Raw genomic sequence first — 24,039 nt, 5'->3', positions numbered from 1 at the left:
CTCAGGTTCACGGTGTGCTCCGTAGGGTGATCGGGGTGCCGGGCACCGCGCGAGGGCCGGACACCGGCGGAGAGAACGGATCGGCCGCCTGCGCGAGGGCGGCGGTGACGGCCGGCCCGTCCAACGCGACGGCTTCGACACCCACGCCGGACAGGGCGCGCACGGCGGTGTCGGCCGCGTACGCGCCGGTGACGACGGCGAGGACCTGCCGGCGCAACGGATCGCGGCGGCTGTCGAGGTCGGCCAGGAAGTCGGCGTAGTCGCCGGCGGCGGCCTGCAGCGCGGGATGCGGCAGGCGCGGCGCGTGGTCCACGGTCGCCTGCGCGTAGGCGGTCAGGTCGTGCCGCTGCGTGGCCACGACGAGCTGCGCCGGCCCGGTCAGCGAGTTGAGGAACCGCCCGAACCCGTCGAGCAACGCGGCCTGTTCGCTGCCGGTGCGCAGGTGGATGTTCGTGGTGCCGCAGGCGATCAGGACCTTGTCGCCGCCCTCGCTGGTGAGCACACCGGCCGGGGTGACGCTGGTGACCGCAGGGCGCAGCGGCGCCGGGACACGCGGCTCGCCGGCCGCGACCGCGCTGGCCCGCGTCGCGCCCGGAGCGAAGGTGCGCGAACTGCGCGACAGCAGGAACCCGTGGCGTAGCCACACATCCAGCGGCAGGCCGTCGCGGCGGCCGAGCGTCACCACGACCGCGCCGGCGAACACGACGACCCCGGCGACGATCCACGCCACCGGCGGCAGCAGATGCCCGAACCTGCGGTAGACACCGAACGCGGCCAGGCCGACACCGCCGACGATGCCGAGCTGCCGGAACGTCAGCCCGAACGCGATGCGGTCCGGCTCGTTGACGTCTGCCGGGACGACCGCGCGGGGCACCGTGTCATCCGTGCTGCTCATCTCGGCCTCCGTACCGGTAGGTGCCGGCCCAGGCCGCGGGTCAGCCCCTGGAGGGCGACCGTGCGCAGGACGAGTCCGACGACGTTGGGACCCCGGCCGCCCTGCTGGCTGACGAACCGGCGCATCAGGGTCGGGATCTTCACCGTGGTCCAGAGCACGACGACCACGAGCACGAGGTTGAGCGTGTCCGACCCGGGCAGCCCGAGCAGGATCGGCAGGTTCGACTCCGGGTTGATCAGCAGGTCGATGCCCGCCGAGAACACCACCGCCTGCAGCGTGGGTGTGGCCAGGCAGCCCAGGAGACTGCGCCACCACAGCTCGGCGGCGCCCTGCGTCCACGGGGTGGCATAGCAGGCCAGGGCCACCGGCCCGATCCCGGCCAGGACAACCAGCACCCCGACGCGCGCGATCCAACCGCCGACGAGCATGAACATCAACACGACGATGAGCAGCCCGATGACGGCCGTGAGGAGCGCGGTGCCCTCGTCGGTCATCGCCGAGGTGATACGGGCCTGCACGAAGGTCACCGCCACGGTGGTCGGCGCGGCCTCGCCGGCCATCGACACGGTCAGGGCGTTGGCGACGTCGATGAGCGCGCCGGTCAGCGGCACCGCGAACGCGGACAGGACGAACCCGACGACGAGCCGGGGCACCAGTTGCTTGACGCTGTAGCGGGTCTCCACCGAGTCGCCGACCATCGTGGCGGCGCCCCCGGCGACGATCGCGAGGACGAAGCAGGCGTTGACGACCAGCGACCCCTGCTCGGCGATCGACTGCACCTGCGGCAGGACCGTGACGTCCGGCGACACGAAGATGGACGAGGTCAGGAAGGCCAGGAGGCCGCCGAGAAGAGCAACGACCGTCTCGGCGAGCCAGCTGATCAGGTCGTCCATCAGCAAGTTGACCATCACCGGTGGCCGCCTCAGCCGCCGAGGATGCCCTGCAGCACCTGCAGGACCACCGGGGACAGCACGGCCAAGGCGTAGCCGATCAGGGCCGACTTGAAGTTGCCCTTAGCCTGCTCGACCTGGGCCGGGTCACCCCCGGCCGCCATGTACCGCAGGCCACCGATGACCAGGAACATCGTCGCGACGAGCGCGATGATGCCCATGATCCAGTCGGTGATGTTGGAGATGACCTGGCTGATGCTGTTCGCCGCCAACGGCTGGGCTGCGGCGGTGAGGTCGGACAGGACAGCGAGAGTGGTGTGCATCGCGACCCTCCACAAGACTGTGCGGGCCGCCGCGGTGGGGACCGGGCGAAGGGGATGTGGTCCGGTGGGGGCGCTCCTCCCTTACCAGTGGTGAAGGGATAGCGGTGTCAGTACGCCGCGCCAGTCGTGCCGGACCACGGGCCCCGCCGGAAGGAATGGTCCCCACCGGGCGGGCATGCCGTGGATGACATGCACCGCTCAGATCTCGACTGTCAGGCCGATCGAACCCCCGGTTCGTCTGTCACGCTCTGACAGGGCTGGCCCTCGGTGGGGTGCGCCGTGCGGATGCCTGTTCTTTCGCACTTGACCTGCGCCGTGCTCGAAATCTCGGCTCCGACCGACCCATGTCTCAACCATTGTGATCCGGCGGAGCGGGGCATGGATTCAGCCGGTGATGAGGTGGGTGAGGCGGTAGTGATCCCACCAGCCGGTGCGGTGGTGTAGGCGGATGACGCCGTTGGTGCGGGTCAGGAGGAGGTGGCTGCCGTCCTGGATGAGGGCGGCGTCCCCCGCTCGTCCGGCCAGGACCCTGGACACGGTGGTGATCATGTTGGGGATGGCTTTGTCGGCGAGGTCGTCGGCGTGGGGGGAGAAGGTGATGTTGACGTAGGTGTCGGGTTCCCATTCCCAGCGGGCGCCACTGTCGGTTTCGGCTTCGTAGTAGCCGTGGGTGCCGGCGCGGACGGTGATGGCGTAGCCGCGTTGGTCGTAGAGGCGGGCCGTGAACAGCCGCGGGTTCGTCGTCGGTCGCGGCGTCTCGTCGGGGTGCGCGGCGGTGAGCGCGGCGATCTCGTCAACTGCTGGATCGCCAGCGAGGATCAGCCGGAACTCGACGCCCATGTCCGCTCCGCCTCTGCTCAGTGCCGCCGGATGATCTGTTGGATCGTACCGTCGGGTTGCACCACGGCCAGTTCCTTCAGCCCGTCGATGGGCCAGTCGTCGAACTGCCGTCGTAGCGCGCTGAGGTCACCCTCCCAGTCCTGGAGGTTCACTACCACCCGCTGGGTCTGCTCGTCGTCGATCTTCTCCCGGACCTGGCTCCAGACGTTACGTACGGAGGTGCGGGCGGCGGGGGAGTAGCAGTCGAAGACGTGGCCTTCGACGAGGTAGTCGGGGTCCTTGTCCGGGTTGCCGTGGTCGCCAGTGCGTTCGCGGGCGTCGCCGGTCTCGGCTGGGGTGGGGTTCTGGTGCACCCGGTAGCCCTTGGCGGCCATGCTGTCGGCGCATTCGTTCTCCAGCTCCAGGGCCCGCCGGGTGCTGTCGTCCACCTTGGGCCCAATCCTGGTACGCGGTCCGGTGGGCGTGCCGCCGGGGACGCCGCTGGGTTGCCGGCTCCACGGCGGAAACACCTCACCCGAAACCCGGGCATGGTCGGGCTCGGCGGGAGAAGATTCGGTGCTGGCGGCAGGAGTGGGGCTGACCGGCGGGTGCCGGTCAGCCCCACTCAGTTTCCCGAGGCCCCGAGCTGCCGGGCCTGGCCGGTCGCCGCTTCTACGGCCTGCCCGGCGGTTGCGGCGCGTTGTACGAGCAGCACGAGGACCTGTTTGACGCCGTCGAGGGCCTGTAGAAGCGGCCCCGGTTGTCCGCCCTGCAGGACGACGCTGGCCAGGTTTCGGGTCTCGTCGAGGTGGCTGATCGTCGCGGTGGCGGACTCGCGGGCGGCGGTGATGCGCTGCTGCACCGGCGCGAGAGCGGCGATGGTCTCCTGCGCGGCGGCTTGCCGGGGAACCGCTGCGGCGGCCGTGGTCGCCTCTCCGACCGCCGCGGCGAGGCTGCCCAGCCCGCCCTGGACGGTGGAGACCGTCGCCCGTACCCGGGCGATCCCAGCAGCGACGCCGGCGAACCCTGCGGCGGCGGCCCGTAGGGCGATCTCCTGGGCCTGCCGGTCGACCGCCGCCGTGAGACCCTGGGCCCGGTCGACGCCCGCCGTCAGCGCTCGCAGCTCCCCGATGATCTGTTCCATGCTCGACACGCGTCAGCCACCCCGACCGAGAACGAACTCCGGACCCCGCAACCTACCCGGACGACTCGGCCCAGGGGCACCCCGAACCGCCCGGACACGTCGAGGACGCCGGCCGTGTGATGCCGTCAGGCCGCCGCAGCGGCGGCTCGCTGGGTGGGCGGGCGCATCGCACCGGAAAGGTCGCCTCGGGTGACGGCGGCAGCCACGACACGTTCGGCTCGCCTTCTGCGCATCCGCAGGACCGAGGCGGTCACGCCCCGCTCGGCGGCCAGTTGCTCGATCAGCGCGTCGCCGAACCGGGTCGCGCTGATCAGCTCGGCGGCGTCGGCGGTGATCAGTCCGGCGGCGGCTGCCCGGCCGAGCAGCAGGTCCGGATGCCCGTAGGGCATGCGCGGTGACCGCGAGCCGGTGGGCAGGTCCAGCGGGAGTTCCTCGCTGTCGTCGGCCTTGACGACGGCGGCGCCTGCGCGCCACGCGGCCCAGCACAGCCGTAGCCACAGCCGGGGCGGGGCGAGGTCCGCCGTGCGCAGGGCGTGGAGGAACCCGGCCAGCACCTCGGAGTCCACGTCGTCGGCGTGCCGGGCGTGGCCTCGGCTGATCTTCGCCGCGAGGTGCGTCAGCGCGGGCAGGGCGACGCCGATCGCACCGACGACCCAGGCCGGCCCCCAACTGCGGGTGTGGTGGGCGAGTTGCCGCCACACCACGTCGGTGGTGTCACTGTCGTAGCGGTTGAACATGAGCAGGGTGCGTAGCTCGTCCAGCGGCATCGTCGTGTCCGGCAGGCCCGGCACCGGGCGTGCGTCGAACACCAGCGGCGCGGGTTCGCAGGTCAGCAACATGAACGCCTGCTCGGCGGTGCTCAGGGCCGTGACGGCCGTTTTGGTGCGGGTGGTCGTTGCCATCGTGATCGTTCCCCTCGGCGGTAGCGCTTCGCCCGACTGCGAAGGCTTCGAGACCCCCGATTGGGACAGCTCCACCTGACACCAGAAGGGGTTGTCAGACCGGGACAGGCCGTGTCTGTGCTGGTCAGGTTCGCGGCGGTGCCGACCGTCCGCGTGCCCGCCCACCGGGCGACGATGCGTGTGACCTGACCTGACCTGACCGGTCCGGTCAGGTCACGGGTGGGTTCGATCGACCTGACAGCCACGCACTGGGAATCGTCAGTACGTCCCGCCGGTCCGGGGGCCACCGCGCCTATGACCGACAGAAACCCGCACCAGGCACCGGTCCCCGTGGGGGACGTGGTGCCCGGCGACGCGCCCGTGCCGATCACCGTCTGGCCGGTCCCGGCCCCACCACAGGGCGAGACCATGTCCAACGCGATGGGCGTACGGCTGGTCCACAACCTCACCCACCCCTCCGACCTGATCATCGACCTGGCCGTGGGCCCGCAGCTGGCCCGCGCGGTCATCGCCGCCCACCGCCGCAGCCATCTGCAGTCGACCCGGCTGCTCGGCTGGGGTCGGGAAGCGGCGACGCTGATCGTCACCGGCTGGCCCCCCGACGGTGGCGTCTCGGCGGTGGAGTTCTTCCTGCGCTGCCACGCGAGTCTCCTACCGGGCGGCTGCCTGGCGGTGCTGCTGCCGCACGGGGACGTGATCCTGCCGGTGGACGTGGTCATCGCCGCGAAGCGGGCCGGGCTGGCGTACCTGCAGCACGTCGTGGCGGCCGACCGGCCGCCCCGGCGTGGTCAGCGGGCGCAGCTGGACATCCACACGGACGTGCTGATCCTGACCCGCAGCGCGACGCAGCCCGGAGGCGTCGATGGGTGAGTCCATGCCGGTGACGTCGGTGTGGCTGACCTGCCAGCAGCCGGCCCGGGACCAGCGGCGGGGCCGCTACGTGCCGGAGAGCTCCAGCCATCCGGGAAAGATGTTGCCCCACCTGGCCGCGCACGCGATCAGCTCGTACACCGCGCCGGGCGATCTGGTGTTCGACCCGATGTGTGGGGCCGGGACCACTCTGGTCGAGGCCATGCACCTCGGCCGGCAGGGGGTCGGGATCGACATCGAACCCCGGTTCACCGCGCTGGCCGCCTCCAACGTCGCCCTGGCTGCGTCGCAGGGTGCGACCGGGTCGGCTCAGGTGTTCACTGGCGACGCCACGGGTTTGCTCGGCCTGGTGCCGGCGTCGGTGGTCGGCCGGGTGGGGCTGGTGCTCACCTCACCGCCGTACGGGCGCGGCACGCACGGCCTTGTGCGCGTGACGAGCGCCGGGGTCCGCAAGCGGGACCACGTGTACGGGGACCGGGAACGCGGCAATCTCGCCTACGGCGGATGGTCCCGCCTGTTCGACGGGTTCGCCGCGATTCTGGCCGCCAGCTGCCGGCTGCTGCGTCCCGGTGGCATCGTGGTGATCACCTGCCGTCCGGTACGCCGCCAACGCGACGATCTGATCGACCTGCCCGGGCAACTGCTCGGGGTCGCCCGGTCGGTGGGGCTCGTGCCGGTGCAGCGGTGCGCGGCGATGCTCGCGGCCGTCCGCGACGGACAGATCGTGCACCGGGCGAACATGTTCGGGCTCCTGGCCGTCCGCCGCGCCAGGGACGAAGGCATCCCCGTGCATCTGATCGCCCACGAGGACGTGCTGGTCCTACGTCGCTAACAGACTCCCGAGAGTTCAGGGAAGCTGACGGGCTCTCGACGTGAACCCAGGGTTCGTCTGCGCAGTCACGCTATCGCGGGTCCGGGGGGTTCGCGGTGAACCTGGCTGAGGGTCTGGCGACTGTGTTTGCGTCAGGAAGGTGGCCACCACTTCACGGAAGTCGTCAGGGTTCTCGACCCACGGCAAGTGACCGGAGCCGGCGAGGCTCACGCGTTGGCTGTTCGTCAACGCTTGGTGCAGCGAGTCAACGGCCCAGCGGGGGCGGATGTCCTCGGTGCCGTCGATGATCAGCACGGGCAGGTCGAGCGCTCGGCACTGCACTGCCAGTTCGGAGTCGCTGAGTTCTTGCTTGACCTCCGCGTTGAGGGCCTGGTTGCAGTCGTAGTTGATGCCCAGCCATGGGGTGGCCATGCGTTCGGCGTGCCGCAGTGCGGTGCCGGGGTCGGCGAAGTCGGCCGACCATTGCAGGAGCGCCCATTCGTGGTCCTCTGCGGGCGTGCGCGTGCGGACGCCGAGTGCCTCCCACCGGGCCAGATGATGCCCGAGTCGCAGCCTCAAATTCCGCTTGTAGTGCGGGTGCCAGCCGCGGTCGGGGTCGATGCCGGTCCCGGACACGTAGATCAGGTGGCTGACCCGTTCGGGGTGTTCGATGGTGTACCGCAACGCCAGGTGCGCACCCCACGAGTGGCCCATCAGGGCCATGCGCGGTCCGGCCAGTTGGTCGCGTACCGCGTCGAGGTCGGCGACGAAGCGGGCGACGGTGTATGGTCCGCGCCGCTGCGAGCGTCCGCAGCCGCGCTGGTCCCATCGGATGGTGCGGGCGCGGTCGTCGAGCAGCCGGGCGACCGGGTCGAGGTAGTCCCACAGGCCCGGACCGCCGTGACAGAGCACCAGCGGCGGCCCGGCGCCGGACTGCTCGGCCCACAGATGGCAGTTGTCGTCGCTGCGCACGTCCAGGCTCATGGGCGACAGTATGGCGGCTTGTGCGGGACCGCTTTGCTGAGCGATACGGCCGAGGCAGTTGATGGTTGGGCGCGTGGGCCGGCCGGTGTGGGCCGCCGGACCGTCGCTTCGCAGCGGGTCACCGCCAACGCTCGAGCGATTTCTCGGACATGAGGTTCACGGTCAGGCCGGTGTCCCCGGCGCCTGGTCGATGAGTGCGGCCTCGGGGACGCGGCCGTCGGCGATCAGAGCGGACAGCTCATCGAGTAGTCGTTCGAGATCGTCGCGGTTCTCAAGGTCGTAGTGCTTGTTGACCATCCTGTCGTCGGCGAGGCGGACTGTCGTCAGCTCCGCCTCGCCGGTGGCCCAGATCATGATCGCGGCGAGCCACGTCGTGGACTCGAGCTCGCTGACCACGACCGCCTTGCCGTGGTTCGGCTGGATCGGGCGCGTGTGCCATCGCATCCCATCGCATCCCCAGTCTCGCCCACGTCTCTGCTCGGGCCTTGACGGTGACCGACAGCGCCTCCAGGGGAAACGTCATGCCCGTGACTGTCGCACGGCCCCCACCGGCTGAATCGGCACCGAACCCCGGCGATGCGTTCAGTCGAACCAGTTGAACAGCAGGTCTCCGAGCCGGTCCGGCCGGTGGTAGGCCGCATCACGGCGCTCGGCCTCGGCGAGGAATCGCAGGTCACTGTCGTCGAGCGGCTGGATCGGCTCTGCGGCCGTGGCGACCCGCAACCCCGCCTCGGGAACGAGTTGCCGGCCGGCACGTCCACGAACATCAGCGTCACCAAGTGACGATCCTGCGGCCCGGCCGCAGCGACCAATGACGTCGCAGCGTTGAACAGCAGCCCCACCGCGACTCCATCGTGGAGCATCACATCCACCTGGTAGTAGTTCCGGCCGACGGCGGGCTCCTCGATCGGGGTGGTGACGGTCCCGCCGGAAGCACGCATGTTGGTCGTGCACCGCAGCGAGCCATACGGCACGAGCAACCGGATCGTGGTGTGGCCTGGTCACCCCTGCCTGCACCCTGTCCACGATCTCCACGGCTGAATTGTCCGTAGACGGTGGCCGGAACGTCGAGTCCCGTTGCACGGGGACCGATCTGACAGATCGCGGTCCTCGGCGTGCTGACAGCCTCTGCCAGCCGTGCCGACCTGACAGCCCGGCTCATGGGACTGTGGCCGAGGCTAACCTGAAGGCTCTTTCTTCCTCTTGTGCCCCCTGATCTGGCCTCTTCTCGCGACGTCATCGCGCCCACCGACTCCGGTCGGCCGCCGTCGCCCGCGTCTGATCCGGCCCCACAAGTTCCACGACCCCTGCCCATGCCAAGGGGAGGGGTGATGTTCCCGTTCCGCCCGGCGGTCACCACCCGGTGGCCGCCTTCGTGCTGTCCGATGGAGGACAACATGCTCATGCCCCGCTGGTACCTGGCTACCCCCGACTGGTTCGCCGAGCTGCCCGACGCCATCCGCAGCGGCGACGACGGCCAGACCATGATCATCCAGCTCGCACGACCGCTCCACGATGGGCCTCTCGTTGGTCCGGCGGAGACCGACGCCGCGATGGGCGTGGCCCTGCTGGCCGTCGAGCAGCTCGGTGAGGCCATGACCCACGCCACTGGATGCCGTGACCTGACCGAACTGGCCCGGCTGCTGTGCGGCCTCAACCTCGTCCAGGCGCACCTGACCCAGACGATCCAGCGCATCGCCGAGAACGTCCACGGCGGTGCCTTCAGCGGACTCGCCGCCGTGCCCGACACCGTCGTGCAGGACCTCACCGACAGCCTCAGCACCGCTGGCAGCAACGGCGAGATTCTCGCCGGTCACCTCAAGGAGGCCCACCTGATCCTGCGCTCCGTTGCTGTCTCGTAGACCCAACCTGCGCCGGGACGCGTGATCCGCACCCGATAAAGCAGCTGTCTCGACCCGCACCATCCGGCCGATGCCCGGCCGACCGCGCACACCCGCGCAACATCCGGGCACGGCCGGCAGGCGTGCCCGGATTCCATCCACCAGCAGATGGAGGAATCCCGTGCCACACCACCTCTCCACACGCTCCGGCCCTCGCCGCCGGATCCAGCCGTACCACCTCGACGACCGCCCCGGCGACACTCCTGCCGCGCACCTCGGCCGCCGTGTCGAGACCGGCCGCTGCCGGGACCTTCCCGCGCTGCGACGGATGCGCTACGCCCCCACCGGCCCGGTACCCGCCCCGGTGGTGCTCGCATGACCGCCCCCGAGATTCCCGCCGTCCCCGTACGCCTGGCTCGGCGGCCCGTCGTCGGAGAGCTGGTCGTCCCATGGATTACCGCCCGTACCCCCGATGGCCGGTTCCGGTTCGGCGCTGTCGACCACCATCGTCACGTCCGAGCGCTGCAGGAACGGCTCTGCCAGACCTGCGGCGACGAACTCGACACCGGGCGGATCGTCTTCGCGCTGCGCGACAGCGACCTGCGGCTGCTCGTCAGCCCTGAGCCGGGCATGCACCCCGTCTGCGCCGCCTACTCCGCCAGTGGCTGCCCCATGCTGGCCGGCCGGATGAGCCACCACCGCACGACACCGCTGGCCGCGCAGCTGACCGAGGTCGGCGCGTCCTTCCACGGCGATCCCACCGGAAGCCGCCCGGCGGCACCCGCCGAACGCTGGCACCTGCTCTGGACCACCGGCTACCGGGCCTTTGTGAATCCGCTCACCGGCCAACCGGCCGCGATGGTGCTGCCCGAGCAGATTCTGCGCGTCCGCCCGATCGGCCCACCTCCGCCGCTGCGCCCCGCCGATCACACCCCGGACAGCGAGCCCGACCCCGCGTCCACCCCTGGCCCCGAACGGAGTCCGTCATGACCCTGCATGTCATCGCCGTCTACCACAACACCGAGAGCCGGTTCCTTCCGTACGAGCCGGGCCACGCCCTCACCCAGGTCATCTCCTACTGGCGGCGCCTGCCCGCCTCCGTCAAACCGGAGCGGACCGCCAGCTGGATCTACGGCCTGTTCAACGTCGACCTCGACCAGCTGGAGACCTGCCGCGAGACGCTGAGTGGAGAGGCCGACTTCCTCATCGCCTGCACCTACCGGCTGCTGCGGCTGCGTTCGATGTCCACCGGAGACGTCATCGCCATCACCGCCAACGACCGCACCACCTGGCTGGCCTGCGAGTTCGGCGGGTGGAGGCACATCGATCCGCCGAACAACATCACCGGGGAGCCGTTCACCGCCGGCACCATCCGCCAGCACCTGCGGCGAGACCGCCGTGCGTGAGCACCCCTGCCACCACCACCCGCGGGGCCGGCACACCGATGCCTGCCTGAACGGCCCGTGCGGCTACTGCGGAACCAGCCTGCAGGTCATCGCCTCCGGCGAATGCCGCTCCTGCCTGCTGATCGTCTGCGAGGCATGCGACGCCGGCTACCACCCCGACCTCGGCCCCGTCTGCCGCTCCTGCGCGCAATCCAGCGCCAGCCGCAAGGCCCGCTCGGCCACCTGACCGTGCCCTGGGACCACACCCCGTACGGCCAACCTGATCGTCCGCCGGCCCTGCCGAGCGGGCACGTCCCCCTTCCCGGAGGTTCCGCATGACACCCAAACCGTTTCCCGTCATCGCCGTCACCGGTAGCCGGCTGCTGCGTGCTGAGCTGCGCACCGTCGAACAGCAGGCCGGATACGAGTTCGAGTACGCCGACTCCGTTCCCCAGGGCCGCCGCTACGCCAGCCGCCGCCCGCTGATCGTCATCGGCTCCGACCTGGTCGCCCGGTTCCGGAACCGGCTCGCCTGCCGCGGCATCGTCGTCGTGGCCTCGGTGAACCCGCCCGACGCGAGGGTCTGGGTGCACGCCGAGCGCGTCGGCGCAACCTACGTCATCGTCCTGCCCACCGCCTCCTCCTGGCTGGTCCACCACCTCCTGCGCGACCTGCCGTAGCAGCTGGCCGCCGGCCACCTCGCGCGGTGACCGTCGGCAATAGGACCGAACAGAGTTCCGGTGCCCGGTGATCAGCAGCCCTTGACCGGGCGGCAGCGCATCCGGCAGCAACGCCGAGCCCGCCCCACGGTGCCGGCTGCCGGGACACCGAATACAGAAAGCGGCCCGCCATCAGGCGGGCCGTCGTCGTTTCAGGACCCGGGACGCAGATCGCCTACGAAACGTACGCGTCCCGGGTTCTCCATCGAGATGGAGGAACCCAGTGTTCACCACACTCCTCGCGATCGCCACTATCGTGGCGGCGATCCTCGGAGCCGGCGTCGGTTACCTCGCGACCCGGCCCACCATCACCCGGCTGCGCGCCGAGCTGGCCGACGCCGCCTGGCAACTGACCCACGACCCGCTCACCGGCCTGCTCAACCGCACCGGTTTGCGCACCATCCACACCGCCGTCGGCGCGAGCTCCCCACCACAGCGTCTCGTCGTCATGCTCATCGACCTCGACCGGTTCAAAGAGGTCAACGACACCCACGGCCACGACGCGGGCGACGACCTGCTCGTGGAGATCGCCGACCGACTCGCCCAGGTCGTCCACACCTACGGCGGCACCGTCGCCCGGCTGGCCGGCGACGAATTCACCACCATCCTGCCCCTGCGGCACTACCTGGCCAGCGACATCGCCGACCGGATCGTCAGCGCCATCGCCGCGCCGGTCAACGTGCAGGTCGACAGCGGCCTGGCCACGGTCACCGTCACGGCCAGCGTCGGCATCGCAACCGTGGTCAGCACCGACCCGTTGCAGGACATCGCGCTGCACCGCGCCGACATCGCCATGTACCACGCGAAGCGCCAGGGGCCCGGCCGGCACGTCGTCTACGCCGACGGAATGACGATGCCCGACCGTGCACACCGTCGTGGACCGCGGCTGCGTGACCTGCGCCGCGACCAGCGGGGGAGCGCCGAATGAACCTCGCCACCCTCACCGCCTGTGCAACCTGCCGGCTGGCCCTCACCGAGCACCCCGACGGGCACGGCACCATCTACCGGCACCCAGTGACCGAGGGCCGTCATGCCGTCGTCCCCGTCGACGCCGACCAGGTGAACGGCGTGTTCGACCGCTGCCACACCTGCACCGGCGCGCCGTCGGTGTGGAAGTACCACACCAGCCTCATCCAGATCGCGGTCCTTGCGGCCGTCGAGACCTACAACGACCAGTGGCACGTCTGCTACCGATGTGCCCAGTTCATCGAGGCCGACGACTCCGAGGGCCTCACCGCCCACTGTGCCGCCCGTATGCAGTGGCTGCCCCACCACCACGAGTACGCCGTCCTCCGCGCACTGCACCGCGGCATCGTCCTCGGCCGCGAAAGCAGGACCCTGCTCACCACCACCGACTGGCCGCCGGCCCGGCTCACCGCCGACATGCTGCCGAAGATCCGCGACCGGTTCACCGGCCTCCTCCGCGGCCCCGCGCACCTGCCCCCACACCTCAACGAACCCGACCACCGCCGGGCCCTGGCCGACCAGCTCGACCTCGCACCCATGTACTGGATCAACCAGGAGTTCACCGACATGGTCAACCAAGTCGGCAACAACCAGCCACCGGCGGCCGTCACCGACGACCTCGCCGCCACACCGGCCGGGCTGCTCGCCTGGCCCGAACCCGTCGGCGACACCCGGCAGCTCGCTGCTGTGTCCTGGACACCCCACGCGGACGGCTGGCAGCTCATCGGCTACCGCAGCATCGGCGGCACCGCCCTCGACGACGACCTGATGCCCGCACTACGACACGAGATCGGCTGGCTCGTACCCATCCACGCCGAACACGTAACCCGAGGGACCAAGCTCGACGGACGACACCCGCTCGGCCCCCTCGTCACCACCTGGCTGCTGATCAGACAGCAACTGGCCGAGGCGGTGCCGGCGAAACTGCCCAAGGCAACCACCAGGGCGTACCAGCGCCACCGGCGTCCTGCCCCCGAGGTCAAAATCGTGCGCATCGCACCGCGCAGCACCACCACCGCACCTCAACGAGGCAAAGCTAGTGAAGGCTCCACTCGGGCCAAGCCCGACCACCGCTACTGGGTCTCCGGCCACGACCGCCAACAGCCGTACGGTCCCGGGCGTAGCCTCCGTCGCACCATCGAGATCGCGCCCTTCCTCAAGGGAGACGAGGGTCTGCCGATCAAACTCAGTACCACCGTCCGTGCCCTCGGTAGCCGAGGCGATGACCGGACGCGGCGTACCGACCAATAGCTGTGCGTGTGTGGTGGTGGAGCTTGATCCACCACCACACACGCACTGCGGCCTTTTTGCGTCTGGATGCCCGGTCGCCGCTTGTGCGCGACCGATGTGGTCTGACCTCTCGATCGGCTCGGGCGCGAGTGCATCGGCCGGGAGGATGCCCGACAGGCGCCGTGGCCCGGCCGGCGATCGTCCTCGATGGCTGGTCGACGTCAGTTCTCCGCGCCGGAGGGCAGGGTGGTCAGGGGCCTTGGGGTAGCCGATGTTGCATGTCACTCGCCTCGGCCCCCGGGTGTCTCCTCCGTGGTTGGCCGACCCGCGGGGAGGTCGGTTCAGTGGTGGGGAGCGCACGGGTGGGGGTCGGTCTCCGGTTGCTGCTGGGTGAGGGGGGCCGGTCGTGGGGGTGGTGACACGGGGTCGGTGGCGGGGTGTCGAAGATCAGGGTGGCGGTGACGAGTCGGTGGTCGGAGGGGTAGGGCTGTCGTGTCGGGACGTGGACGCGGTAGCTGTGGGGGTCGACGTGGGGGCGCATGGTGTCGTTGGCGAGGAGCCAGTCGATGAGCAGGCCGCCGCCGGCGTCGATGTCGTTGTTGACGGTGGGGAGCAGAGGTATGTGGGGGTTGGTGGTCCGGGCGAGTTCGGCGATGGCGTGGAAGCCGCATCCGTTGGTGCGGTGGTGGGTTTCGGGGTTCCAGCGTCCGATGAGGTGGTCGACGGCGTCGGTGTCGGCGGTCCAGGTGCCGTCGGGGTGTTGGCGTGCTTTTTGGGCGCGGGCGCGGTGGCCGGCGGCTGTCCAGTCGCGTTGGGGTAGGTGGGGGCCGGAGGCGGTGCTGTTGAGGTCGCCTCCGACGATGACGGGCATGTCGGTGGTGCCGTAGCGGTCGAGCAGGGCGGCTTGTTGGCGGCGGCGGATGCCGCAGTGGGGGTCCCAGTGGGTGACGGCTGCGGCGAAGGTGGTGCGGCTGTCGGGGGTGCCGGGTTCGCCGGTGTCACGGATCGCGAAGACGGCGATGTTGCGCTTGTCGGCGAAGACGTGCGGGTCGGCGGGGGCGGGCCAGGAGCGCAGGGTCAGCAGTGTCGGGTCGTAGAGGATGGCGGGTGGCATGGGGCTGTGTGGGTCGTGGCCGAGCACGCCGACGTAGGGGCGGTCGAACCGGTCGGCGAGCAGTTCTGCGGCGTGGTGCAGGGGGCGTTGGCCGTTCTCGTGCCAGGTCTTGGCCTCGCAGAGCAGGATCAGTGCGGGTGGGGCCTGCACGTCGTGGAAGGCGTCCACGAGGGGGCGTAGGTTGCGTTGGCCGTGGCGGAGGCCGCCGGCTTCGAAGTTGAACAACGCGATGGGGATCATGGTTGCTCCGTGGGTGGGGTGTTCTGGTGGTCAGGCGTGGGGCTTGCTGGGGCCGGGTCCGGGGTGCTTGTCCGGCGGCGGGCGGTGACCTGGCGGGTGCGGGCCCAGCCGGAGGGGGTCTCCCACTGCATCCCGATGGCACCGAGCGCGGCGGCCTGGTTGGGGGTCAGGGTGCCGGCGCGGCGGGCCGCGCGCTGCTTCTTGAGCCAACTAGACAGGTTGATGTCGCCTTCGCGGTGGCCTTTGCGGGGGTGTAGGTGGCCTTCGCGCTGGTAGTAGGCGGTGGCCGCTGCGAGGTTGCGCTGCCAGGCGGCCTCGCGGATGGACCAGTGGATGCCCAGTGCTTCTAGGGCGCGGACCCGCTTGGCGCTGAGGACGCCCTTCTGGTAGTCGACGCGTCGGGCGGAGAGCCAGCGGTAGAGGTCGATGTCGTTGACGGTGTGGCCGAAGGGAACGTCGAGGTGGCCGTGTTCGGCGTGGAACCGGCGGGCGGCGGCGTACCCGTCGTGGTGGGCTGCCCGGATGCTCCAGTCGATGCCCAGGGATTCGAGGTCGGCGACCCGGTCGGCGGGCAGGGTGCCGGCGCGGCGGGCCGCGCGTTGCTGCCACAGCCAGTTGTAGAGGTCGAACCCGTCGAGGACGTGGCCGCGGGGGACGTGCAGGTGACCGTGCTCGGCGTGGAACCGTCGCGCGTAGGTGAGCCCTCGAGCCCAGATTCCTTCCCGGGGGTCCCAGTGGAAGCCGAGCGCGTTCAGGTAATCGACGCGGTCCTGGGCCAGGCGGCCGGCCTTGTGGTCGGCGCGCTGCCGGAAGACCCACCGGTCGAGGCGGACACCATGCCGGAGGTGACCGGTCGGGACCCGGGTGTGACCGTGGTCGGCGTGGAAGTCGCGCAAGGCGCCGTAGCCGACCATCCAATCGGAGGTGGTCTCCTCCAGAATCCGCACGGTCAACTGCCTCAGCAACTGCTCGGCGCCGTACCCGTCCGGCAGACGGAGCAGCAGTCGCGGCGGCAACGCCCCGCCCCCGCCGCACGTCTGGGTGCGATTCCGGTCGAGGTCGGCGGCCAGACCGCTGTCGTGCGCCCGCAGCGCCCGCAGCGTCTGGAGCAGCGTCGTCCACCGGGCCATGTCGCCCGCGACGTCGGACGCCGCGTCCGTAGGGTCATCCGGCAGCAGTACCGGCAGCAGGATCGTGGCGATCCCGGACCCGGACGGGTTACGCCGCAACGCCCGCCCAACGGCCTGGATCACGTCGGCCGGGGACTCCTTCGGGGCGGTAAACACGACCGCGTCCACCGCAGGCACATCGACGCCTTCGCCGAGACATCTGGCGTTGGAGATCACCGTCCACCCGTCGTCGGGTGGGTGGGCCAGGCGGTCGAGGTGCAGGCGTCGCTGCATGGCGGTTTGGGTGCCGTCGACGTGCCCAACGGTCAACCGGCCCTTGGGCCGCTCGTCGGCGGGCAGGGCTGCTACGGCGGCGGGCAGGGTGCGGGTGAACTCCCTGCTGGCCTGCACCCGTGGTGTGAACACCAGCACCCGCCGCAGGTTGAACTCGGCCGCCGCCCGGGCCAGGGCGGTCTGCACCACCATCGTCCGTAGCGGCGCGGTGTGGGTGTCCACCACCGCCGTTGGGTCCAACTCCCGCAGCATATCCAGGGCCTGCCCGCTGGTGACCCCGATCGCCACGACCCGGTAGTCGTCCAGCCAGCCGTCACCGATTGCACGGGTGAACGGATACGTGTAGCAGACGGGCCCGAACACCGTCGTCTCATCCATCGACAGCACGTCGTCACCGTCGCCGTTGGTGCGGAGCCTGGCCGGCAGCAGCCGGGGCGTGGCCGACATGTACAGCCGCCGCCGCGCCGGCAGATGCTCGTCACGGTGCACCAGCGCACCGTGCTTGCCCGCCCAACCGGCCGTGTGGTGCGCCTCGTCCACGATCAGCAGGTCGGCGGCCACCCCGGCGGCGTTCAGGCCCCTGCCCACGGTGTCCGCCGACCGGTGCGTGACCAGCACCAGACTCAACCCCGACGCCGCATCGTGCTGTCTCGCCCATCCGGCGATCTGCGCCGCGTCGGTGGTCACCGGGCAGGTCAGGTCCACCACCCGCACCGCTTCGTCGGCGACACCACCGTCGCCGCACACCGCCAGCACCCGGGCGGCCGCACCCGCCCGGACCCACACGTTCAACGTCTGGGCCAGCAGGGTCAGCGACGGCACGGCCACCACCACCAGCCCCGAGGGACACAGCCGGACCCCCGCGTGCACAGCCACGACCGACTTCCCGCTGCCGCAGGCCGCCCGTACCTGACCACGGCCGCCGTCCGCCAGCGCCGCGACCACCGCGTCGACGGCCTCCCGCTGATAGCCGCGCAGCGTCGGCATCGGCGTCATCAGCGGGTACGCCGGTCGACGCGCGACAGCCGGCCGGGAGCGGCGGACGGCGCACAGGCCGATGCGGACCGGAGGATTGCGTGGTGGAGACGCCGGGGGTGGGAAAGCAAGGGTGTGCTCCTGGGTCAGGGTGGGTGGGGCGGCGGCTGTCGACGTCGGCTGGTTCGCCTGGAGAGGCGGGTCATCCGGTGTCGGGCGGGACATCCCGCAGGGGAAGCGGAGCCCGAGCGCGTCGAGGGGCCGTGGAGGCGTGGCCGGAAGGCCTCGGGGCCGGGCGGCCGCGAGGAGGTGGACGCGGTGTCACCGCAGCGGGGTCGCCTTGCGGCGTGTGGTGGTGTCCTGCCGTCGGGAGAACCTGGTGCCGCCGGTTGGTCCTACCGCGGGTGAAGTGGGGCGGGTGAAGGTTTCGGCGAGGTGGAGGTGGCCGGCGGGGATACCGGCGAGGGAGAGTCGGTGGCGGGCGTGGTCGATGAGTGCGGGTGGGCCGGCGACGTGGACGTGGTGGCCGGGCCGGTAGTGGTCGAGGACGGCGGTGAGCACGTCACCCTGGGCGGCCGGGTCGACGAGGGGGTCGTCGGTGAAGGTGGGCCTGATGGTCAGCCACTCCGGATACGCGGTCTGGAGGGTGTCGAGGGTGATGCTGTCGTAGAGGTCTTCGAGCGTGCGGGCGCCGACGATGAGGGTGACCCGCCGCTGCCGGCCGTTGGCGGTGCCGGTGGTGGTGAGGTGTTCGGTGATGGCGCGTAGGGGTGCCAGGCCGGTGCCGCCGGCGGCGAGGAGAAGGTCACCGTAATGGTCGGGGTCGAGGGTCAGTCCGGCGTGGTAGGGCGGGCCGAGCCACACGTATTCCCCGACGGCGGCGTGGTGGGTGAGACAGGGCGAGACGGGTCCGTCGGGGACGGCGCGGACGTGGAGCTCGATGGTGCCGTCGGGACGGGGTGCATTGGCCGGGGAGTACCACCTCCAGGCACCGGGCCGGTGGAGTGTGGTGACGGGGAGAGCCTGGCCGGGTTCGTAGTGCAGGCGGCGGCGAGGGCGCAGGGTGAGCACGGTGGTGGTATCGGTTGCCGGGTCGCGGTCGATGATCTGCGCGGGGGTCCACGGGAGCGTGGTGGTGAGGCGGTGGGCAGCGCGGTGGGTGAGGTTGAGGACATGGTGGCCGTGACGGCGCCACTGTTCGGCGGTCGTGGACGTCCAGGTGGTGGGCGCGTGGCGGGCGATGGTGGCGGTGAGGGCGTCGACGAGCGTCTGGTGGTGGTAGGGCTGCAGGCCCAGGTGTCGGTAGGTGGGGGCGAACGCGGCGAGCAGGGCGGTGCGCCCGGCGTGGTTGTCACCACCGGCGATCAGGTGACCGACGGTGGCCAGGAACGTTTGTGCATCACGTTCGGGCAGCAGCCTCATCCGTTGGTCGGCCAGGAGGGACGAGAAGTGGTCGGTGGCGCGGCGCAGGTGGGGTGTGACGTCGGCCCATGATGCGCGGAGGTCGGCTGGATGGGCGGCGGGCGGTGTCACGAGACCGGCTCCTTGGCGCTGATCGGGATGCTGGGTCGGTGGCGTGGTGCGCGTGAGGGCGCGGGTCGCTGGCGGTGACGCGTCGTGGTCCTGCCAGCGGGCATGAAGGCTCGGCAGCCGGTGATGTTGCGGCGGCTGCGGGACGGACATTTCACCGCCGTTTCCCGGGGGGACGCCGAGAGAGCGGGTCAGCGGTAGGTGGCGGTGGCGAGGTCGCCGATGCTGGCGTCGACCGCGGCGGTGATGTCCCGTACGGCTCGGTGGTGTTGGTTGGCGATGGTGGTGAGGCGTGTGGTCAGGGTGGTGGGGTCGTTGTCGAGGTACAGGTGGGTGGTCAGGCCGAGGACGGCGACGAGGCCGGCGAGTGCGGCGGTGTGGTCGTTGGGTTGTTCGCGGCCTTGGGCGAGGTAGCAGAGTCGGGCGCGGGGTACGACGGACCATTTGCTGTGGGTGGGTAGGTAGGTGTGGCGGTGGGTGATGCCGGCGAGGCGTCGTTGGCGGTGTGGGCGCAGGATTCCGGTGGTGACGAGTCCGGCGCGGGTGCGGTCGTAGAGATCGACGGCGAAGTGCCGCAGCCAGGTCCGCAAGGGTGGGGCGGTGCGGGTGGGGTGCAGTGAGGTGAGGGCGGCGTCGGCGATGAGGTCGCCGACGGGCCGGTCGGTGCGCAGGCGCAGCCGTTGGCCGGGCACAGCGCCGGTGGGGTCGGGTGGGTCGACGATGACCCGTGCGGCGAGGTGCAGGTCGATCAGGACGGCGCCGGCGAGGCCGAGGGCGAGGGCCCGGCGGTGTACGTGCAGGCGGCCGGTGTCGTCGTCGTGGGCGAGCATGAACAGCTCGTCGCGCAGCGGCAGGCGGGGGATCGTGGTCACCGGTCGGCTCCTACCGTGTTTCGGCGGCGAGCCGCCGTAGCCGGCGGTGCGCGTCCTGGTAGGCGTCGGCGGATGCGGGAAGCAGGGCTTTGTCGATGGCGGCGAGGATCGTGTAGTTGGGGTCGCAGACGTTGCCGACGGGTGCGCGGCCGGCCTGGGACACGAGTTGGTAGGCGTCGAGGGTGTCCAGGCCGGTCAGGGTGCTGGTCCAGCCGACGAGGTCGTGGTGGGCGATGCGGTAGGCGTCCTCCAGGGGGCGGGCGCAGCCGACCGACATGATCGAGGTGTCGGTCTCCAGCCGCGGCCAGGGTGTCGTCACGCCTTTGACGACCTCGACGATGAGGGTGGTGACGGTGGCGATCTCCACCGCGGCGCCGCAGGCCTCGCCTTCGCCCTGGCGGGCGTGTCCGTCGCCGAGGGCGAGCATCGCCCCATGCACGTTGACCCCGAGGAAGAGGGTGACGCCGGCGCGTAGCTGCGGGGTGTCGAGGTTCCCGCCGTGGGAGTCGGGCACGAGTGTGGAGCGGGCCTCGAACCCTGCGGGTGCGACGCCGATCGTGCCGATCATCGGTTCCAGCGGGAGATCCACGCTGTGGTCGCTGCTCGTGGCCTGGAACCGTACGGTGCGGGCCTGCTGGTCGATCCCGTATACCCACACCCGTTCGGGTAGCGGTGGTTGCAGGGTGGTGGTGCGGGCGGTCGAGGTCAGCGCCCCGAAGTGCGGGAACGTCGTCGACACCCCCCAGTCCGTGGCGGGGGTGATCGCGGCGATGTGCACGGCGAGGGTGTCGCCGGGCTCGGCGTCCTCGACGAAGAACGGCCCGGACACCGGGTTCAGGTACGGCATGCGGCACACCCGCGACGGCAGGTCCGCCGGGCCCCGCACCAGCCCACCGAAGCAGTCCTGCGTGAACACCTCCAGCACATCCCCGCAGCGGACGTGGGCGACGGGCAGACGCGCGCCGAAGGTGTGCGCCAGTTCCCCCGGGCCCGGCCGGTACACGATCCTGTCCATGCCGGTCACACCCGCTCCATGTCACGGCCGGCCGGGCGGGCCGGCACCAGGCCGGACAGCACGGGACGCCGACCGGTGGCGTACAGGCAGGCGAGGACCACCAGCCCCACCGCGAGCCACGCCAACCCGGCCCGCTGGGCGGCGATGTTCGCATGCACCACCACGTAGGCCAGGACCGTGAAGCCCAACACCGGCATGACCAGGTGCGCCCACCAGTTGCGGCTACGCCGACGGACGAGGTGGTGCACCACCACCGACACGTGCAACACCAGAAACGCCACCATCGCCCCGAAGTTCACCAGCGACGACAACACCGTCACCCCGTCCGCCCGACCCGCCATGTACAGGCCCAGCACCAGGGACACCACACCGGTGAGCAGGGTCGCGTTGACCGGCACACCCCGCCGGGGCGACACCCGCGCCAGGAACCCCGGCAACTGCCGATCCCGCGCCATGGCGTAGAGCAGCCGGCTCGTCGCGACCTGGGCCACCATCGAGTTCGGCAACCCCCACGCGACCGCCGTCGCCACCGCGCACACCGTCGCCAACCAACCCCCGCCCGCGACCCGCGCCACGTCGTAGAACGCCGTCCCCGCCGGATCACCCTCGACCAACAACCGGCCCGGGTCGGCGACCAGCATCGCCGCCAGCCACGTCTGCCCGACGAACAACACCCCCGCCAGGATCAGGACCGCCGCCATCGCCCGCCCGACCTGCCGGGGCCCGCCCCTGCTCTCCTCGGCGAGCATGGAGATGCCGTCGAACCCCAGGAACGACAACACCGCGATCGACACCGCCCCGGCCACCACCGACCAGCCGAACGTGTCGGAGTCGTAGAACGCCCCCCAACTCAACCGGCCCTTGCCCGCGGCGAGGGCACCGGCCGCGACGACCAGGAACACCGCCAACACCAGCAGCTCACCGACGAGCATGACCCGCGTGACCAACGCCGTCATCCGGATCCCGACCGAGTTGACCACCGTGTTCACCACCACGAAGCCCAGCAGCCAACACCACACCGGCACCGACGGCACACTCGCGTGCATCGCCACCGACGCCACCAGATACAACAGGCCCGGCACCAGCACGTAGTCCAGCAGGATCACCCAACCCGCCAGGAACCCCACCGGCGCACCGATCCCACGCCCCGCGTAGTTGTAGACGCTTCCCGACATCGGAAACGCCCGCACCATCTGCGCGTACGAGAACGCGGTGAACACCAACGCCACCACACCCACCACGTACGCCAACGCCACCATCCCACCCGACCCCGCGTACACACTCCCGAAGATCGCCATCGGCGCGATCGGCACCATGTACACCAACCCGTACGCCACCAGATCCCGGAACCTCAGCCCCCGAGCCAGCTCCTGCCGATAGCCGTAGCGGCCCAACTCGTTCTGCTCATGCATCAGCGAGCCTCTCCATGTCGATCAACTGCGTGTGCCCGACGTCGTGCGCCGGTCATGGTCGAGCGGTCTGTGGTGCGCTGCCGTCATCACCTGACGCCGGAGGTTGTGGAGGGGGCCACCGTCGTGAGCAGGTGCCGTGAGCAGGCGTTCCGCGTCGTGTTCGAGGGTCCCGTCCGCAGCGGGGAAGATCGACCCCAGCTGGTGGGGACCTTCGACCTACCGTTACTCCCCGGATCACGGGGAGTAGCGTGTCGATGGCTTCCGTCACGGCGACGGTGATCGCTAACGTGCTACCGACGGTCGTCCTGGTGGCGGTCACTTTCGGAGGCAGGGATGGCGAGGAGCGCGCGCAGTTTCCAGCGGGAGGCCGACGAGCTGCGGGCCAGCGGGTGGACGTACCGGCGGATCGCCTCGCACTGGCGGCAGCGGTACCGCATCAACCCGCGGGTGGCGTTCCGCCTCGCCCACGGCCTCACGCAGGCCGACGTGGCGCGCCGCTGGAACGAGCAGTGGCCCGACGCGGACGCGCCGAAGACCGCCAAGCAGATCTCGTACTGGGAAATCTGGCCGGGCCCGGCGGGCCGGGCACCGTCGCTGGACACGCTGAACAAGCTGGCGTTCCTCTACCGCTGCGCCGCCGGCGACCTGCTCGGCGGCGAGGACCACAGCCACCTCGATGCGGAGGCCCTCCGGGCGGGCACACCGGAAGCGCCGGCCAGCCGGTCCACCAGCGAACGTGCCACCGGCGTTCCGCTGCCCTCCGGCGCCGTCCTGACACGGGTTACCGAACGGATGGTCGAGGACCTGGAGATCCTGACCGACACCTACCGGCGTCTCGACTACCGGGAGGGTGCCGGCATGGTGAGCGCGGATGTCGGCACCCATCTGCACCGCATGCTGGAGGTCAGCAACCGCACGACGAGCACTGCCACCCACCGCCGACTGCTACGCGCTGCCGCCGACGCAGCCCAACTCGCCGCCTGGCTCGCCATCGATGCGCAGCGCTACCAGCAAGCGCACGGATACTGCCGGCTCACCATCTCGCTCGCGGAGAAGGCGGACGACCGGGCCCTGCACTCATACGGCCTGGGCGTTCTCAGCCAGATCCACCTCCACAACGGGGACGGCCGCACCGCGCTCAGCCTGCTCGGCACCGCCCGGGACGTCGCCGGCCGAGGCGTCCCGGCCGCCGTCAACTCCTGGCTCGGCGAGGCCACCGGGGAGGCGTACGGACTCCTCGACGAGCCCCACCGGGGAATGATCGCCCTGGCCGAGGCCGAACGGGCCTTCGATGGCGTCAGCAGGGACAACACCCCCGCCTGGTTGAGCTTCTTCAACGCCGACTGCCACGCCGCCCGCCTCAAGGGCCGCTGCCTGACCCGGCTGAGCCGCCCCACCGACGCGACCCGCTCCCTCTACGAGGCGTTGACCCTGCTGCCCGCCGACTTCGTGCGGGAACGCTCCGGCACATTCATCGACCTCGCCGTCGCGTACACGCAGATGAACCAGATCGAACAGGCCTGCCACGCCGCCAGCGAGGCCGACGTGCTCGCCCGACGTACCGGATCCGAGCGCAACCGCAAGCGGCTACGCCAACTCCTTGTCGACCTGCTGCCCTGGAGTGGTCTCGACTGCGTGCAGAGCCTGTACCGGCAGGTCCTGATTAACTAGAGCGCGTGCGTACGTCGACCTGCCACGA

At 70.7% G+C, this 24,039-nt stretch carries 27 protein-coding genes; 11 read left to right on the top strand and 16 right to left on the bottom strand.

Going from position 1 to position 24,039, the window contains the following annotated elements; translation table 11 throughout:
- Positions 1–7: 7 nt before the first annotated feature.
- From O7633_RS06990 to O7633_RS06960, 7 genes are all read right to left on the bottom strand, one after another.
- On the bottom strand, positions 8–895 hold the full coding sequence (locus O7633_RS06990) for a PrgI family protein (RefSeq protein WP_282326893.1): 888 nt from the start codon (positions 893–895) through the stop codon (positions 8–10).
- Positions 892–1,803 carry a conjugal transfer protein TrbL family protein gene (locus O7633_RS06985; protein WP_282328477.1) on the bottom strand — a complete coding sequence of 304 codons (912 nt, stop codon included), beginning with the start codon at positions 1,801–1,803 and terminating at the stop codon, positions 892–894. Before O7633_RS06985 ends, O7633_RS06990 begins: the two co-directional genes overlap by 4 nt.
- A gap of 14 nt (positions 1,804–1,817) precedes the next feature.
- The gene (locus tag O7633_RS06980) at positions 1,818–2,108 is read right to left on the bottom strand and encodes a pilin (protein WP_282326892.1); all 291 of its coding nucleotides are present in this window, start codon (positions 2,106–2,108) and stop codon (positions 1,818–1,820) included.
- Positions 2,109–2,492: 384 nt separating this feature from the next.
- On the bottom strand, positions 2,493–2,948 hold the full coding sequence (locus O7633_RS06975) for a SitI3 family protein (RefSeq protein ID WP_282326891.1): 456 nt from the start codon (positions 2,946–2,948) through the stop codon (positions 2,493–2,495).
- 17 nt (positions 2,949–2,965) lie between these two features.
- Positions 2,966–3,322, bottom strand: coding sequence for a hypothetical protein (locus O7633_RS06970; RefSeq protein ID WP_282328476.1), 357 nt, complete (start codon positions 3,320–3,322; stop codon positions 2,966–2,968).
- A gap of 230 nt (positions 3,323–3,552) precedes the next feature.
- Positions 3,553–4,080 (bottom strand): DUF6244 family protein, encoded by a 528-nt coding sequence (locus O7633_RS06965; RefSeq protein ID WP_282326889.1) that lies wholly within the window; start codon positions 4,078–4,080, stop codon positions 3,553–3,555.
- Positions 4,081–4,196: 116 nt separating this feature from the next.
- On the bottom strand, positions 4,197–4,973 hold the full coding sequence (locus O7633_RS06960; RefSeq protein ID WP_282326888.1) for a hypothetical protein: 777 nt from the start codon (positions 4,971–4,973) through the stop codon (positions 4,197–4,199).
- A 294-nt stretch (positions 4,974–5,267) separates the two neighbouring features.
- Here O7633_RS06960 and O7633_RS06955 point away from each other — a divergent pair, with 294 nt between their 5' ends.
- Together O7633_RS06955 and O7633_RS06950 are read left to right on the top strand one after the other, a co-directional pair.
- Positions 5,268–5,843, top strand: a complete 576-nt coding sequence (locus tag O7633_RS06955) for a hypothetical protein (RefSeq protein WP_282326887.1) — start codon at positions 5,268–5,270, stop codon at positions 5,841–5,843.
- A complete protein-coding gene (locus O7633_RS06950; protein ID WP_282326886.1) occupies positions 5,836–6,675 on the top strand; it encodes a DNA methyltransferase in 840 nt (279 codons plus the stop codon). Before O7633_RS06955 ends, O7633_RS06950 begins: the two co-directional genes overlap by 8 nt.
- Before the next feature lie 15 nt (positions 6,676–6,690).
- Here the strand turns inward: O7633_RS06950 and O7633_RS06945 are convergent, their stop codons facing one another.
- From O7633_RS06945 to O7633_RS06935, 3 genes are all read right to left on the bottom strand, one after another.
- Complete coding sequence (locus O7633_RS06945; protein WP_282326884.1) at positions 6,691–7,638, bottom strand: alpha/beta hydrolase; 948 nt, start codon at positions 7,636–7,638, stop codon at positions 6,691–6,693.
- Between the two features lie 162 nt (positions 7,639–7,800).
- Positions 7,801–8,082 (bottom strand): hypothetical protein, encoded by a 282-nt coding sequence (locus O7633_RS06940; RefSeq protein ID WP_282326882.1) that lies wholly within the window; start codon positions 8,080–8,082, stop codon positions 7,801–7,803.
- A gap of 138 nt (positions 8,083–8,220) precedes the next feature.
- Entirely contained in the window at positions 8,221–8,361 is a 141-nt protein-coding gene (locus O7633_RS06935) for a hypothetical protein (RefSeq protein WP_282326880.1), read from the bottom strand.
- A 674-nt stretch (positions 8,362–9,035) separates the two neighbouring features.
- Between O7633_RS06935 and O7633_RS06930 the strand changes: the two genes are divergently transcribed.
- From O7633_RS06930 to O7633_RS06895, 8 genes are all read left to right on the top strand, one after another.
- Complete coding sequence (locus O7633_RS06930) at positions 9,036–9,500, top strand: hypothetical protein (protein ID WP_282326878.1); 465 nt, start codon at positions 9,036–9,038, stop codon at positions 9,498–9,500.
- A 160-nt stretch (positions 9,501–9,660) separates the two neighbouring features.
- Positions 9,661–9,858: a hypothetical protein gene (locus tag O7633_RS06925; protein WP_282326876.1), complete on the top strand. Its 198-nt coding sequence runs from the start codon at positions 9,661–9,663 to the stop codon at positions 9,856–9,858.
- Positions 9,855–10,469, top strand: a complete 615-nt coding sequence (locus O7633_RS06920; RefSeq protein ID WP_282326874.1) for a hypothetical protein — start codon at positions 9,855–9,857, stop codon at positions 10,467–10,469. The genes O7633_RS06925 and O7633_RS06920 overlap by 4 nt, the downstream gene beginning before the upstream one ends.
- Positions 10,466–10,885: a hypothetical protein gene (locus O7633_RS06915; RefSeq protein ID WP_282326873.1), complete on the top strand. Its 420-nt coding sequence runs from the start codon at positions 10,466–10,468 to the stop codon at positions 10,883–10,885. Before O7633_RS06920 ends, O7633_RS06915 begins: the two co-directional genes overlap by 4 nt.
- Positions 10,878–11,111, top strand: a complete 234-nt coding sequence (locus O7633_RS06910) for a hypothetical protein (RefSeq protein ID WP_282326872.1) — start codon at positions 10,878–10,880, stop codon at positions 11,109–11,111. Before O7633_RS06915 ends, O7633_RS06910 begins: the two co-directional genes overlap by 8 nt.
- Positions 11,112–11,199: 88 nt before the next feature.
- Positions 11,200–11,544: a hypothetical protein gene (locus O7633_RS06905; protein WP_074472907.1), complete on the top strand. Its 345-nt coding sequence runs from the start codon at positions 11,200–11,202 to the stop codon at positions 11,542–11,544.
- Positions 11,545–11,806: 262 nt separating this feature from the next.
- Positions 11,807–12,511: a GGDEF domain-containing protein gene (locus tag O7633_RS06900; protein WP_282326871.1), complete on the top strand. Its 705-nt coding sequence runs from the start codon at positions 11,807–11,809 to the stop codon at positions 12,509–12,511.
- Positions 12,508–13,800, top strand: a complete 1,293-nt coding sequence (locus O7633_RS06895; RefSeq protein WP_282326870.1) for a hypothetical protein — start codon at positions 12,508–12,510, stop codon at positions 13,798–13,800. Before O7633_RS06900 ends, O7633_RS06895 begins: the two co-directional genes overlap by 4 nt.
- 229 nt (positions 13,801–14,029) lie before the next feature.
- Here O7633_RS06895 and O7633_RS06890 read toward each other — a convergent pair whose 3' ends face one another.
- From O7633_RS06890 to O7633_RS06865, 6 genes are all read right to left on the bottom strand, one after another.
- Positions 14,030–15,133, bottom strand: a complete 1,104-nt coding sequence (locus tag O7633_RS06890; RefSeq protein WP_282326869.1) for a hypothetical protein — start codon at positions 15,131–15,133, stop codon at positions 14,030–14,032.
- The gene (locus O7633_RS06885; RefSeq protein ID WP_282326868.1) at positions 15,130–17,532 is read right to left on the bottom strand and encodes a DEAD/DEAH box helicase; all 2,403 of its coding nucleotides are present in this window, start codon (positions 17,530–17,532) and stop codon (positions 15,130–15,132) included. Before O7633_RS06885 ends, O7633_RS06890 begins: the two co-directional genes overlap by 4 nt.
- Before the next feature lie 300 nt (positions 17,533–17,832).
- Entirely contained in the window at positions 17,833–18,933 is a 1,101-nt protein-coding gene (locus O7633_RS06880) for an FAD-binding oxidoreductase (protein WP_282326866.1), read from the bottom strand.
- A 299-nt stretch (positions 18,934–19,232) separates the two neighbouring features.
- Positions 19,233–19,913 (bottom strand): GPP34 family phosphoprotein, encoded by a 681-nt coding sequence (locus O7633_RS06875; RefSeq protein ID WP_282326864.1) that lies wholly within the window; start codon positions 19,911–19,913, stop codon positions 19,233–19,235.
- Between the two features lie 10 nt (positions 19,914–19,923).
- A complete protein-coding gene (locus tag O7633_RS06870) occupies positions 19,924–20,937 on the bottom strand; it encodes an acetamidase/formamidase family protein (RefSeq protein ID WP_282326862.1) in 1,014 nt (337 codons plus the stop codon).
- Complete coding sequence (locus O7633_RS06865) at positions 20,934–22,340, bottom strand: APC family permease (RefSeq protein ID WP_282326860.1); 1,407 nt, start codon at positions 22,338–22,340, stop codon at positions 20,934–20,936. The genes O7633_RS06870 and O7633_RS06865 overlap by 4 nt, the downstream gene beginning before the upstream one ends.
- 333 nt (positions 22,341–22,673) lie before the next feature.
- Here O7633_RS06865 and O7633_RS06860 point away from each other — a divergent pair, with 333 nt between their 5' ends.
- Positions 22,674–24,011, top strand: coding sequence for a hypothetical protein (locus O7633_RS06860; protein WP_282326858.1), 1,338 nt, complete (start codon positions 22,674–22,676; stop codon positions 24,009–24,011).
- Positions 24,012–24,039 lie beyond the last annotated feature (28 nt).

It is taken from the genome of Micromonospora sp. WMMD712, assembly GCF_029581295.1.
Classification (GTDB): Bacteria; Actinomycetota; Actinomycetes; order Mycobacteriales; family Micromonosporaceae; genus Micromonospora; species Micromonospora carbonacea.
This window is presented reverse-complemented; position numbering and strand designations above follow the sequence as displayed.